The organism is Paenibacillus sp. J31R98, from assembly GCF_056269245.1.
This window is the reverse complement of the sequence record NZ_JBWDNO010000002.1, coordinates 24,975-38,741: the sequence shown is the minus strand read 5'-3', so window position 1 is coordinate 38,741 and position 13,767 is coordinate 24,975. Positions and strand designations below refer to the sequence as shown.

Annotated in this window: 12 protein-coding genes and 2 riboswitches; of the genes, 10 read left to right on the top strand and 2 right to left on the bottom strand. The window is 48.8% G+C overall.

Annotated elements, in window-relative coordinates:
* Positions 1-231 precede the first annotated feature (231 nt).
* Positions 232-2,625 (top strand): WG repeat-containing protein, encoded by a 2,394-nt coding sequence (locus tag AC0YNX_RS08450; protein ID WP_475815250.1) that lies wholly within the window; start codon positions 232-234, stop codon positions 2,623-2,625.
* A gap of 52 nt (positions 2,626-2,677) precedes the next feature.
* On the opposite strand, the gene AC0YNX_RS08445 is transcribed toward AC0YNX_RS08450, so the two are convergent.
* Complete coding sequence (locus AC0YNX_RS08445; protein ID WP_475815249.1) at positions 2,678-4,411, bottom strand: stalk domain-containing protein; 1,734 nt, start codon at positions 4,409-4,411, stop codon at positions 2,678-2,680.
* A 176-nt stretch (positions 4,412-4,587) separates the two neighbouring features.
* Here AC0YNX_RS08445 and AC0YNX_RS08440 point away from each other — a divergent pair, with 176 nt between their 5' ends.
* The 5 genes from AC0YNX_RS08440 to AC0YNX_RS08420 all read left to right on the top strand — a co-directional run bounded on the left by AC0YNX_RS08440 (position 4,588) and on the right by AC0YNX_RS08420 (position 9,358).
* Entirely contained in the window at positions 4,588-5,388 is an 801-nt protein-coding gene (locus AC0YNX_RS08440) for a phosphodiester glycosidase family protein (RefSeq protein ID WP_475815248.1), read from the top strand.
* Positions 5,389-5,470: 82 nt separating this feature from the next.
* A complete protein-coding gene (locus AC0YNX_RS08435; RefSeq protein WP_475815247.1) occupies positions 5,471-7,003 on the top strand; it encodes a stalk domain-containing protein in 1,533 nt (510 codons plus the stop codon).
* A gap of 162 nt (positions 7,004-7,165) precedes the next feature.
* The gene (locus AC0YNX_RS08430; protein WP_475815246.1) at positions 7,166-8,131 is read left to right on the top strand and encodes a mannonate dehydratase; all 966 of its coding nucleotides are present in this window, start codon (positions 7,166-7,168) and stop codon (positions 8,129-8,131) included.
* A gap of 136 nt (positions 8,132-8,267) precedes the next feature.
* Entirely contained in the window at positions 8,268-8,870 is a 603-nt protein-coding gene (locus AC0YNX_RS08425) for a GNAT family N-acetyltransferase (protein ID WP_475815245.1), read from the top strand.
* 56 nt (positions 8,871-8,926) lie between these two features.
* Positions 8,927-9,358 (top strand): DUF4362 domain-containing protein, encoded by a 432-nt coding sequence (locus AC0YNX_RS08420; RefSeq protein ID WP_475815244.1) that lies wholly within the window; start codon positions 8,927-8,929, stop codon positions 9,356-9,358.
* 177 nt (positions 9,359-9,535) lie between these two features.
* On the opposite strand, the gene AC0YNX_RS08415 is transcribed toward AC0YNX_RS08420, so the two are convergent.
* Positions 9,536-10,642 (bottom strand): GNAT family N-acetyltransferase, encoded by a 1,107-nt coding sequence (locus tag AC0YNX_RS08415; RefSeq protein ID WP_475815243.1) that lies wholly within the window; start codon positions 10,640-10,642, stop codon positions 9,536-9,538.
* A gap of 50 nt (positions 10,643-10,692) precedes the next feature.
* Positions 10,693-10,774: riboswitch (ZMP/ZTP riboswitch) on the bottom strand.
* 152 nt (positions 10,775-10,926) lie between these two features.
* On the opposite strand from AC0YNX_RS08415, the gene AC0YNX_RS08410 reads away from it, so the two are divergent.
* The 4 genes from AC0YNX_RS08410 to AC0YNX_RS08395 all read left to right on the top strand — a co-directional run bounded on the left by AC0YNX_RS08410 (position 10,927) and on the right by AC0YNX_RS08395 (position 13,472).
* Complete coding sequence (locus tag AC0YNX_RS08410; RefSeq protein WP_475815242.1) at positions 10,927-11,553, top strand: zinc dependent phospholipase C family protein; 627 nt, start codon at positions 10,927-10,929, stop codon at positions 11,551-11,553.
* Between the two features lie 13 nt (positions 11,554-11,566).
* Positions 11,567-12,325 carry an NUDIX domain-containing protein gene (locus tag AC0YNX_RS08405; protein ID WP_475815241.1) on the top strand — a complete coding sequence of 253 codons (759 nt, stop codon included), beginning with the start codon at positions 11,567-11,569 and terminating at the stop codon, positions 12,323-12,325.
* A 101-nt stretch (positions 12,326-12,426) separates the two neighbouring features.
* Positions 12,427-13,155 carry an AzlC family ABC transporter permease gene (locus AC0YNX_RS08400; protein WP_475815240.1) on the top strand — a complete coding sequence of 243 codons (729 nt, stop codon included), beginning with the start codon at positions 12,427-12,429 and terminating at the stop codon, positions 13,153-13,155.
* Complete coding sequence (locus AC0YNX_RS08395) at positions 13,146-13,472, top strand: AzlD domain-containing protein (protein WP_475815239.1); 327 nt, start codon at positions 13,146-13,148, stop codon at positions 13,470-13,472. The genes AC0YNX_RS08400 and AC0YNX_RS08395 overlap by 10 nt, the downstream gene beginning before the upstream one ends.
* A gap of 141 nt (positions 13,473-13,613) precedes the next feature.
* Positions 13,614-13,723: riboswitch (TPP riboswitch) on the top strand.
* Positions 13,724-13,767: the final 44 nt, after the last annotated feature.

Genomic DNA, 13,767 nt, shown 5'->3' with positions numbered 1-13,767 from the left:
ACTTCTCCCCCGACCCATACGTGACCTGCGACTTTATTATATAAAACGAATTTCGTGTGGGTCTAGAGAAACAGTGTTGCCGTGGGTAAGGACAGTTAAACGGGGTCAAGATCGTTTAGACAAGCCAACTATGTTGCACAAGACCAATTCTCAAAAATGTTACTAAGTTGCCTCGTTCCCGCATACGTTTAAGGCGAAGCATGCGTAAGACAAAGGGAGGATGCTGCGACAATGACTCCGTATAACGAGCAGCTTATCCAGTTTGCCAGCGCGTATTTGCCTTACGGCGCGGAGCTGGAGTTTATTGAGAGTACGATACCGCGAGCTGCGATTTGCGCAGTTGATATGAATGAAGATTACATTCCTGAGACGGTATTGGTGTACCGAATGTACGGTGAATTGCATCTGCTTGAACTACGCTACCGCAATGGCGTATGGGAACGGGCATCTGGCTTGAAGGCGCCTGGATACGGCGTGACGCTCATGACTACGATGCCGGTTACGCGTGAGGACTCGAACAACTTGGTCATCGGCTGGCAGGTTAGTCCTGACTATTCGAAGCTGTCTGTCTATGAGTGGACCGAGAACGGCTTGGTCGATATTGCGCCCGAGGATATGCATTACAGCTACTTGGAATCGGTCTCCTTGGCACGCACGAGCGAGACGGATGATAGGGATGATACGCTCTGTATTGCGCTGTGGTCCCACGTATCTGGCGAGGCTTATCGTGTTGATGTCGTGAAGTGGGACGGCCATACATTCATAGAGGCACCGGATGCGTATGCCGACTATTATCCGACGATTTCCCGTTATTATGAACAGCTGACTCGGCAGTATCCTGGCGCTCCTATCTACTGGGAATATCTTGCTGACGCGCAATTTAGGGCGAGTATGTCGCGGGCGGTTGCTCTCTACCCGGCTTCGATGAAACGAATTGGCGGTACCAAATGGGGTTATATCAATAGTAACGGCAGAATGGAAATCCCGGTTCGTTTCGACGATGCGAATGATTTTCAGAAGAATGGACTTGCGGTTGTGACGGAGAAGGGGAGAACGGGGCTCATTAATGCCTCAGCGAATTACGTTGTTCAGCCGATCTATGATTCGATCTATCCGTTCTCGGAGAGGCGTGCAGCGGTCATCGATAAGCAAGGGTTTCATATGATCAACGAGAGCGGGCAAGTGCTCACGAAGCGTCCGTATCCTTACATAGCCGATATGCGCGGCGGCCGGTCGCTCTTCTATATTACGCAAGATTCGCCGGGTGGCTCGGGGCAATCCTTATATGGTTATCTCGACGCCAATGGCAATGAAGTGATACCCGCGCAGTATGAGGATGCGACGGACTTCACAAGCGGCCGCGCAGTCGTGAAGATTAAGGAGAATGAATACGCGCTCATTAATCCGAGCGGCAAACGGCTTGCAACCTACCCGTTCGCCTATGTAGGACCGTATGGGGATGGCATGCTCTCGTTCCAGAGGGAGCTCAGCGGTAAATACGGATATATTGATGAAGGCGGCAAAATCATCATACAGCCAACCTATTACGCGGCTATGCCATTCGAGCGGGGCAGAGCGGTTGTGAATACGTCCGCGGACTTCCAGTCCGAATACGGTGTTATTAATAAGAAAGGCGAGTATATCGTAGAGCCGATCTATAACGATGTGCGAAGCTTAGGCGAGCAGCGGTTCGCGCTTGGCAACGCAATTGACAAGGAGCAGCCGTTCATCGGCTCGATCTATGCAATCGCGGATTGGAATGGTAAACGTCTCTCCGATTTCCTTTATCATGATGTCTCGGATTATCAGAACTCTCTCGCGTCGGTGTCGGATACGAAACAGACCTATTTCATTGACCGCACGGGCAAGCCAGCCGAGGGCTACCCGCGAATTCCAGGCCGAGGATCGCTGACCGTCGAAGAGGGCGGACTCATTAAAGCTTATGTCGATCAGCGACTCTCTTATCGCAATCGCGCTGGACGAATGATTTGGCAGCAAAATGTAGTCATTCCGCTTACGCCTCCGTATGCCGTCAAAGAAGTGAAGTTCAATCCGAATCCTGACTATCTTGTCTACTACCCACAGGTCGAGGGGATGGCGAATCAAGCTGCAATGCGAAGCGTCAATGAGAAGCTGAAATCAATGTCACAGGTGAAGCCGATTCCTGCGAATGAGCGGCTGGATTATTCGTACAATGGCGACTTCGACGTCTCGTTCTTTAAGCATCAATTGTTGCAGCTGGAGCTTACCGGCTACAACTTCCCGTTTGGCGCGGCGCACGGAATGCCGACTCAAATCTATGCGATTCTTAATTTGGTGTCTGGACATATGTTTGCGCTCAAGGATTTGTTCAAGCCGGGCAGCAACTACGTGAAGGTGCTCAGCGATATCGTCGGCAAGCAGATTAAGGAGGACCCGCAATATTCGTACGTATTCCCCGACACCTACAAAGGCATTAGTGCCGATCAGCCGTTCTTCGTAACCGAGAATGCGCTGCATCTCTACTTCAATCCCTACGATATTGGGCCGTATGCTGCGGGATTCCCGACGTTCACGATTCCTTTTGCCGAGATTAGGAGCATCATTGATACGAATGGGGAGTTTTGGAAGTCATTTCATCCATAAAGTCAAGAAGGGAAGCCTGGGCATTATGCCTGGCTTCCCTTCTGTTTGAATCCTACTTTGCTACCGCTTCCGGCTTGGTTGAAATATAGACCGTATGGTTCTTCCACGTGACGGACGTGCCAAGCATCGTGCTAATGTCACGAAGCGGGACGTATACCGTATTGTTATACATGAGCGGGGCTTCGCTCAGCCCGATCTTGGCGCCATCTAACGTCACAAGCGGATTGCCGGCTGCTAGCTGAACCTTCTTGCCAAGCGCTGTTGCGGTTACTGATTTAGTAGCGGCATCATAACCGATCGTACCATTGAATAACCCGAACATGGCGCGGAACGGGACGAACACTTGATTGTTCACGAAGGCAGCATCAGGCGTAATCGTATGCTTAACGCCATCCACGACTACATCTGCTTTCTCGTCCTTGATGATCAGCTTGTGCGTCGGTGCGAACTTGGCTGCAGCAGGAAGCCTGTAAGCGAGCAATTGATGCTCTGCCTGAACGAATACGACATCATTGGCGACGACAAATCGATCGAACATCCAAGCGGATGTTTGGCCATGCAATAATGTCTTACCTGTGCTTAGCTTCGAGATGAGGAAGTGACCATTTTGAAGTCCGATGAACATGCCGCCGCCAATGCGGTCGACACGCGAGATATTACCATTACCCCAGTAGTTAATACTCGGTTTGGTCAGGTCGAACATCGAGATCGAGGTCAGTCCGACAACCCCTTCAAACGTCATGTAACCGTCACTTGGACCGAGAATCCACTTGCCCAGCGTCCCTTGATACATGTGGTTATAGACAAAAGGCGCGCCTTTCGTCGGATCGGCATCCCGATGATAGCGATATACGACGTCATTAACGCCAATATAGAGCCACGGACCGTCCATTGCGAGCTTCGTAATTCTCGTATAGGGATCATTCGGTGAAGAAGTTGAGATTTCGGCATTGATTTTGCTCACATCATAGATTTGGTCCTTGACCAGCTTCCCGGTGTCCGTATTGATCTGAAGGACATGCGTTGTGAGAGGTTCCTCTGCCATGAAATTATGGGAGCTGACCCATAGCTGATTGCCTTCTACCGCAAGCGGATTCGATGCCCAAGAGAACCCGAACTTCTCTTTGCCGGTGGCGGCGTCATAGCCATATAGATTAGCATGGGAAATTGCCCCTTGCTCATAATACGATTGAACGATCGTATCGCCTACAAGTGTCAAATCATTAATCGCTGATGCTTCTGTCTTGTCAACCATCCAGAGCTTCTTGCCGGTCGCCGGATCGATTGCGAATAACGCTTCATTGAAGCTTGCATAGATTCGTTTGTCATCGAATTTCATCTGAACGAGATTGGTCTTGCCGAGCGGGGACATCCATAGCTTCGTACCGTACTGGGCATTGAAGGCATAGAGGACGCGATCCTCACCCAGTGCATAGATAATGCCACCACGCAGGAAGAAGCTGCCTGTGTAATTCGTTTTACTCGACCAATACCGATCCCCAGTGGCTACATTCGCGGAGACGAGATGCTTGTTCTGCAAATACACGATGATGTTGCCTTCTACTGCAAAAGAAGATCCGCTCGGCATATAGAGCTCATGGTCGATCTGGGCAGACCAGAGTGGCTTCGTCACCGGCGTCTTCTCGAGATAGCTTGGATACGCGTTTAATTGGACACCTTCAGCGTGAACCTTGACTCCTGTACCAGCTCCTGCAGCGGGCAGTAGGATGGATAATGCGGCGAGCGCGCACAGTAAGGAACGGCGCGGTTTTAGCGAGATTTTCAACGTATATTCACCTAGCCTTCTTCGTAATGTTCGGACTAACTGCCGATATAGACGATGGCAGATCTGGAATTGTTTCACTAAAAGTTTCCATTTCTATTATTTTGTAGATTACAGCTCAATTCGATATACTAGATTCGCTAGTAGGAAATAATTGCGTGATGAAAAGGGGAAATCATGTGTCGGAACGGATTCGTATCGTGAGAGTTGCAGCTATAATGGGAGGGATTCTGCTCGTGCTTGCGATTCTGATGGTGGTGATGTTGAGGATGCTAAATAGCCATGCAAGCCCTCATGTGGCTCGCTTCCCGGGGCATGAGTATCAATATATGGAGAAAGAGGCTGCGAATGGTTTCAAGCTGCATGTGCTGCAGACCGATCCTTCGAATATAGCGCTTGAGGTCGTTCGGCAAAATCTCGCTTTATCCGATTATTACGGGGTGAATGGCGGATTCTTCTACGATACGAGCTTGCTCAGCATGGCGGTCGTAAACGGGCAGCCGGTTGGAGGAGCAAAGGGGCAATACGGCGTAGGGGATGAGAATACCAAGTACCCGCGCGGCACGCTCGTCTGGGATGGCGCGAGTAATACGCTCTCTGTTCAGATCGTAAGCAAGCTGGCAGAGCTGAAGGTGAGCGATCCGCTTCACTTCTGGGCGCAGGGCGGCATCAGTATGAGCTTAGGACAGGATGCAATCTGGCAGGGACAAGCCGTATTAGAAAATGCGCCGCTCATGAATAACAGTCATCTTCGCAGCGCTGCGGTCTATGACCGGCAAGGTAAGCTCTATCTCATTGTCAGCAGCACGAAAGGCACGTTGGCAGAATTCCGATCGGCAATACTCGAGCAGCTGGGCAATACGAAGCTCGTTGATGGCATCTTCCTAGATGGGGATGGCTCGTCTCAGATGCAAGCCGCTGAGAGGGTGCTTCCGGGAGACAGTCGGCCGGTCGTGGAGATGATGCGGATTGTGAAATAATCTATTTTGGTAAAATATTGCAACCTTGACGATATTCTTGGCGTCCAAATCGTTAAACGGACTAACAGGAGTGTATATGAGGATGAAGAAACCGATCGGAATAGCCGTACTAACACTTAGCTTGGCAACTAGCTCAGCGATACAATGGCAAGTACATACGGCTGCAGCAGCTGACAGCAGCACGGCGTCAACAACGTCAACAACATCAGTCATTTCAAGCGAGAAAATTTATAATTTTGACCCTGGATCATTAATTAAGAAGGATGGTACCTACTGGGTATGGGGGCAGAATCATTCCGTCCCAACTCAAATTGGGGAGCTTGCCAATGTCGAGGCTGCTTTCGCTGATCGAATGATTATGAAGAAGGACTTATCGGTCTGGCGCTGGGAGCCGACATCGAATTTAGCGATTAACAAGGTAGAAGAAGTGACTCAGCTGCATGACATTGCTTCTGTTACTTCATTGTCGGACAAGTCGATCATTATCGAACATGATGGCGATGTATTTACAGTTTCGCGCGCGAACTCGGGCCAATTGGACTGGGGAAGCTTGACTCAGAGTAAGGGTCTTGATCATGTGCAGATGATCAGCAGTTACTATGAGCAGCCAAGTTATCATCAGGATTTACTGTTCTTGAAGAGCGATGGATCAGTATGGCGAAGCAATGATAATATGCTCTCCTTCACGCAAGTGAATGGTGTTGATCATGTCGTTCAGATCGACAGTAACTTTGCATTAACAGAGGATGGAGCGATCTGGGAGCTGCCAGTCCATACGGATAAGACCGGGACAATAACCGTATTAGCTAATACGGCGTCGAAGCTGGCATCTGTTAATGATATTCGCATGATCAAATCAAACGGCAAATCCAATATCGCCATTGATCGGAGCGGACAGCTGTGGTTCTGGGGAATCACCCTGACCGGATGGACAGATGGTACCGTGCAATATGAGCATCCCTCACCGATTCGGTTAACGAGCATAAGCCATGTGAAGGATGCTGCAGTGGTGGAACGATCACTAGTTGCGCTGACTGAGGATGGTACCGTGTACCAGACATCGATTGACACGAGTGCAATGCCAGTAGCTCCGAAATTTCAGAAGCTGAAGTCAGGCGTGAGCCGAATTCAGGGGGCTGCTCGCCATATGATCATGCAGGCAACAGATGGCAGCTTATGGGGATGGGGAATTAATAAAGAAGCGACACTCGGGTATGGAGACTACACGTATAGCTATGATACGCCAGTACCTGTACAGAAACCGATCACGATAAAGCTGAACGGAGCGGCGGTTGCGCTCAGCAACGGCGTGATTATTCGCGGCGGGCAAGCGTTTATCCCATTAAGGTCGATTTTTGAGCGATTAGGCGCATCAGTTAGTTGGGATATGTATGGCAAGATTGCTGCCATCCATAAGGCTGGCACTGACATCAAGTTAAGCTTTAATTATGGTGGTGACGGTTCTATCGAGTTGAACGGGAAACAAGTGACGCTTGCGAAAGAACCCTTTATCGTGAATGGTACCGTATATTTGCCACTACGATTCATTAGCGAGTCGCTGGGCGCCAAGGTGGAATGGGTGCAAGAGAAGAATCTTATTGCGATTCAGATGTAATCATAAGAGTCCGATTTTGCTATATGTATAGAACGATGAGGAATATGTTGTACAAGGCTTAAAGCTTATCTGCAGACAAGACACGGTATGATGGGATTTCCAAAAATCGGACTTGGACGGTGATTAGTAGTGAAGCAGAACATACGTATTGCCTTAGGACAAATGCAAGAGCTGACTCAAGAAACGATGACGTTTGCCAAGCAGCTAGGCGTAACGAGCGTCCAGCTTAACACCCCGAAGCTTCCCGGAGAACATTGTTGGACATATGAGGATCTGTCTGCGATCAAGAAGACTTGCGACGACAATGGATTGTTCTTGGAATCCATAGAGAACGTACCGATTCGTTTCTACGATAAAATCATGCTTGGCTTGCCCGGCAGGGATGAGCAAATTGAGAATTATTGTACGATCATCCGGCATATGGGGCGAGCGGGGATTCCGGTCCTTGGGCATCATTTCATGCCGAACTTCGTTTGGAGGACCTCCTCAGAGCCGGGGCGGGGAGGCGCATTATGTACAGCCTTCGATCTGGAAGCGGCAGCAAGCGGCATCAACCAAGTGAAGTATGCTGCGAATCGCGAAGTGAGAGTGCCGGATGAGTCTATCATGTGGGACAACTATGCATACTTCCTGAAGGCTGTGCTTCCGGTAGCTGAAGAGTCTGGCGTGAGGCTTGCGCTGCACCCTGACGATCCGCCTGTTGCGATGCTGGATGGAACGGCAAGAATCTTCTACAAAGTAGACAATTTCAAGAGGGCGGAGGCAATTGCGGATAGCGACGCATGGGGCTTGAATCTGTGTCTCGGCTGCTGCTCGGAGATGGTCTACGGCGCTGCGAATGTGATGGAGATGATCCGATATTTTAGCCCGCGGAACAAAATCTGTTATGTCCACTTCCGTGACGTACAAGGCACGATGCCGAGGTTCCAAGAGTGCTTCCTCGGCGAAGGCAACTATCATCCTGCGGAAGTGCTGCTGGAGCTGAAGCGCTCCGGTTTCACAGGCTTCTTGATGGACGATCATGTTCCGAACGTTATCAATGATTCTGCATGGGGCCATCGCGCACGAGCTCACGCAGTCGGGTATATGCAGGGGCTGTTGAATGCGCTGGAGTTGATCGAGAGGTAAGGGGTAGGATAAGCAACCAATCTTTCAGATTGGTTGCTTTTTTTAATCGAACAAAATAGCTTGCGGGCAGGATTACTGCCAATTATTAGCGAATACTCCGGTTATGGAGTCACCATATTCGGAGGGATAACGGGCAATGACATCGAACGAAGCGATCACTATCGTACCTGCGAACGAAGCGTCCTGGGAAGACTTGAAGACTGTGCTCGGTCCAGCCAAGTGCCACGGAGTAACCTGCTACTGCCAACGGTTCAAGATTCCAGGAGACCGGTGGAATGAAATAGAGGATGACGAGCGAGCTTTCATGCTTCGTAGTCAGACAGAGTGCGAGAATCCAGAATCTGATTCGACAAGCGGACTCGTCGCCTACGTTGGCAACGAGCCTGTAGGTTGGTGTGCGGTTGAGCCTCGTATGGCGTACTTGCTCAAAAGTCGGTATTACTGGCAAGATCGGAATGAGAATAAGGACGACGAAGGTGTGTGGGCCATCACTTGTTTCATTATTCGCAACGGCTATCGCCGGCGTGGGATTACCTATGAGCTCACACGAGCAGCTCTTGAATTCGCAAGAGTGCGAGGGGCGAGCGCAATCGAGGGATACCCCATGATCACGACTCCCGATAAGGTGATCACTTGGGGCGAGCTTCATGTCGGAAGCCGCAATGCCTTTGCTGCTGCGGGGTTCCGCGAAGTGACCCATCCGACCAAGCGCCGAGTCGTGATGCGGTATGATTTTTAGTAAATTGTTACCATTTAGGAGGAGCGGGTATTAGAATAAGTCGAACAATCGTTATTTTGCAGACCCTAATTATTGTCGCTTTGCTCGGTGTCATTTCAATCCTGATCGTAAAACCGGATATGAAGAGCGCATCTAACCATACCTCGTATATTATCAATTATGATAAAGCAGATCTGGATCGGCTCGAAGAAATGGTGAGTCGATTTCATGAAGGACGTGGTGACAACTTAATGATTATTATGCCGGGCATGGATAGCGGACCCGTCATTCATGATGTGATTTCGAATGGGAAAGAGATCACTTGGAACGTTGACCATTCTAGGGATGCTTATTTTCCAAAAGATAAGATGAAGATGCAATATGTGTGCAGATCCATTCAGCTTCATGAACGAGATCGAGATTTTACGGATGTGCAAATGTCGAAGTGTGAGGGTTACAATGAGAACGCACAGCTCATCGTTCTATCGTTCCCGCGAGAGAAATTGTAGTTTTTGAACTGTCTTCAGGCTGTCGAGAAAGCCTCGACAGTCTGAGAGTTCGAATTTTGCACTCTCAGAGTAGTAATCGGCGGATTTCTTTGCTGAGAGATCGAATTCCGCACTCTCAGCCTCGCTATGCTGCCAATATTGGCTAATGCGGTTTTCTACACTCTGAAGACACCAGCGCTAAAGCGCCGGTGTCTTCTTTATTTCCCGCTCATATAGATTGGCACTCCAGATGCTATGCTCATAACGCCCCTGAAAGCTAAAACCGGAATTGACGTAGTACGCATTCAGACTCGGGTTGTCGGCCATGCAGTCCAGTCGGATCCAACTTTTACCTTTGGCGCTAATGTAACTTTCCGCATACCGGATGAGCTCGCGGCCGATGCCTTCTCCCTTGCGTTTACGCGATACGCATAATCGATGGACATAGCCCGCATCCTCGTGGAATTTCTCACCCCATATTACTTCGTCAATCCAGTGCATGGAGAAGCATCCGACATGCTCGTTCCCCAGCTTGGCAACAAACACCTCCTGCTCCCGGACAAAAGCTTCGACCATCTCGAGAGTAAATTGTTCGGCTCTCCACTGCCATAATCCATGCGTCCGATGAATCCATTGCGAAGCTTCAACGAATAGGGAACGAATGCCGTCGACATCCTCTTCCGTTGCTCGGCGAATCGCGAGCATTTCCGATGGTTCACGCCGCCAATCATGCTCCAGCCTTGATGCGGTTTCGATCGCGCGCTCTTCTCCGTGAATCTTAGCGACAAGGTGCAGCGCAGCATCTATGCCCGCCGTAACACCTGCCGATGTAATGAGGCGACCATTGTCCACATATCGGACGTTCTCAACTATCGTTGTGCTTGCTGGTGCTGCCTCCATGAACAAATCCATCGCCCGCCTATTGGTAGTCGCGCGCAATCCTTCAAGAAGTCCAGCTTTGGCGAGCAATAGTGCCCCTGTACATACAGACAGGGTAAAGGAAGCTTGTTGCGAGGTTTCATAGATCCAGCCCGTCAACTTCTCATTATGCATCTCCTTCCGAGATCCCCAGCCTCCAGGGACAATCAGAATATCCGGAGCAGGGCAGTCCCATGAAGCGAAGTCAGGTTGGATCGTTAAGCCGCTGATCGTCCGAATAGGTGCTGTAGACTCGAGGGCGACCGTATAAACGCGGAAATCCTGCCCCCAATTGCTTGCTACTGCGAAAGTGTCGAATGGTCCTGTCACGTCGAGCGCATCCACTTGGTCATACACGATTACGGCTACATTTTTGCTCGTCAACATCCCGGCACTCTCCTTAGAAAATAGAAAAGCACTTGGTTAGAATCAACCAAATGCTTTGCCCAGGCGAACGGCTAGTTGGACAGATGCGCTCCCCCGTAGTGATCTACGTTCTCGCCAGTTACGCATCCCGTTATTTAATACTTATTATAAGACGGAGAAGTTGGTTTCCTCAATAGAATTTTCTAAAAATTCCATTTATTAAATAAGCGAAACTTGAGACTAGCAATCCGTCAGCAAAAAGGATAATAATGGATTATTACGACATTCAGTGTGGAGGGGTTACAGTGGGCTCAAGAATTATGCATGCGATTATAGCGGATCGGATTGCAGAGAGTCTCTCATTAGAAGATCGAGAGTTATTTCTACTTGGAAGCATCGCTCCTGATGCGGTTTCTACCAAGAATGAATCCCATTTCTTTCAAGGTGACGTCCATGATTATTCGCGGAGCGTCGATTATCAAGGGTTCTTATATAAATATCACGCACACGCCGCCAATGCTTATATTCTAGGCTACTTCACGCACCTTGTCGCCGATGACATCTGGTTGAAAGGCTTTAATTTATCTTGGCTGCGAAATCGTATGGAAGCGGATAAGGAGCTATATAACCAATATCACAATGATTTTCGCTTGCTAAACGGACAATTGTTGGCGTATTACGGTTTGAGAGAGCGTCTCAGAAGCTTGCTATTGAATCCTCGCGATGTCATTGATCTCGTAGAGGTGAAGTCCACGGATGTCGAAGCGTTAATTCCACATGTTCTAGAAGATATGAATTACTCTTCGGATTCTCTCACTGATAAGCTACGAGTGTTCACTTTCGACCAGATCATAGGCTACATCGAAACGTCGGTTGAGATTGCTATAATTAAATTAAAACAAGCAGCGATTCTGTACCGGTTGCCGGTATAACTGGGGGACTTCTATGAGCGTAATCACGCTATGCGGCTCGACTAAATTCAAGGAACAGTTCAATCAAGTGAACGCATTCCTGACCCTGCAAGGTCACATTGTCATTAGCCTTGCTTTCTTCGAGCAAAGTGAGGGTTGTGAGCTTACCGGACAGCAAGCAGAATTGCTAGGTGAGCTGCATTTTAGAAAGATTGATCTCTCCGATGAAATATACGTGATCGACGTTGGCGGCTATATTGGAACGAGCACGAGAAGAGAGATCGAGTATGCGACTGAGAAGGGGAAGGTCGTTCGATACTACTCGAGTGGCGAGATTCCATCGGAAGGCGCAATCATTAAATTCCGGCATATCGCGCGAGCGGTCATTGTACATAACAATCAAATCCTAATCGCTCGTTTAAAAGGAGCTCATTCCTTCCTCCCCGGCGGGAGCATCGAGCTAGGAGAAGGCGCTCAACACGCATTAGAGAGAGAGCTAGCCGAAGAGTTAGGCATTGACAGTACAATTGGACGGTTTCTAGGTGTAGTGGAGACGAAGAGGACGGATGAGCAAGGGATTGTACATCATGAAGTCAGTCATCTCTTCGAAGTGAGTTCGGAGCAATTGCAATCACATGAGTTACCTGCTTCCGAAGAAGGTCACTTGGAATTTTATTGGGTGGAGTTGTCCAATGAGAGTCTTCAGGAGCATCATGTATTGCCGCAAATTCTGCATGAGCATCTGGCGCGTTTGGTCGTAGAGAAGGAATGTGCTTGGTTGACTACATTTTAAATGCCCCTTTAGCATAGACATTCTCCGTTAAGTAACGTATGATATGTCACACAAAAAATATACGATAACGAACGAGTGTGATTGACGGAGAGGATTAAGCAATGCAAGAAAACACAAACATAAAAGGACAAAGAGCCGTAACTGCGGGGGAGTTTATCCAAGGTGTTAAGGATTGCATTCCTACCTTGCTGGGATACTTAAGCATTGGATTTGCTGCTGGGGTTGTTGAGAAAACGTCGGGACTTAGCATCATTGAGATTGTTCTGATGAGTGTCCTCATCTATGCGGGATCAGCTCAGTTCATTATAGCAGGGATGGTTGCAGCACAGGGCTCGGTAGCGGCAATCATCGTCACGATCTTCTTTGTGAATCTGCGCCATCTCTTGCTCAGCGCGGCGTTGTCGCCTTATTTTCGCCATCTTACCCCTCTCAAGAACATGCTGGTAGGTTCATTGCTTACCGACGAAACATTCGGCGTTGCCATCAATCAAACGGTGAATAAGCAGCGAATCAGTGAGAAATGGATGCATGGACTGAACATAACCGCATATCTAAATTGGATTGCAGCGAATATTGCTGGAGCCTTCTTCGGGCAATGGATCACGAATCCTGAGAAGTTTGGCTTAGACTTTGCATTGCCAGCTATGTTTATTGGACTTCTGGTTCTACTGATGGTGAGCAGGGCGAAGATTGCGAGAGATATTATTGTCGCTATTATCGCGGTAGTCGTTGTTGTAGGGGTTACGTTGGTATCCTCTGCAAGCATCGGCGTCATCGTGGCTACAGTTGTTGCCGCAACGGTCGGAATGGCGGTGGAAAAATGGAAATAAGATGGGATATTCTACTCATTATTATCGGTTCATCCATGGTCACCTTCATACCAAGAGTGCTGCCGCTCATCCTTCTTAGTCGTATTCAAATCCCGGATTGGGGTATGCGCTGGTTGAATTATGTACCCATTGCAGTCATGGCTGCTTTGGTAGGGCAGGAACTGTTCATTCAGAACGGGGAGCTATCTCCGCTTCGAGACAATGTGGAATTATTCGCCGCACTACCTACTTTTGTAACGGCAATCTTCACGCGCAGCTTACTAGGGACGGTCGTGATTGGTATTATTTCGATTATGGTACTGCGGTTTCTGATGTAGATATGCACGGGAAAGCGTTATTGCTAAGGAGTGAGCCGTATCAAAAAGTCGGTACGGTAACTTTTTCTAAACCAGCAATATGTCGACTTCGAAATCTCTTATTGTGAAATGATGGATGATCGCTTATAGTAAAAGCAACTGAATAGTATGTGCGGGTGCTGGATGAAGTCTGGCTGAGATAGGGAACGTATTTCCCTGACCGTTAATCTGAACCAGGTAATGCTGGCGTAGAGAACGTATCGAATTGCATGAATTCGCAACCATTCGTATATTCTCGAATGGTTTTTTTGCGTTC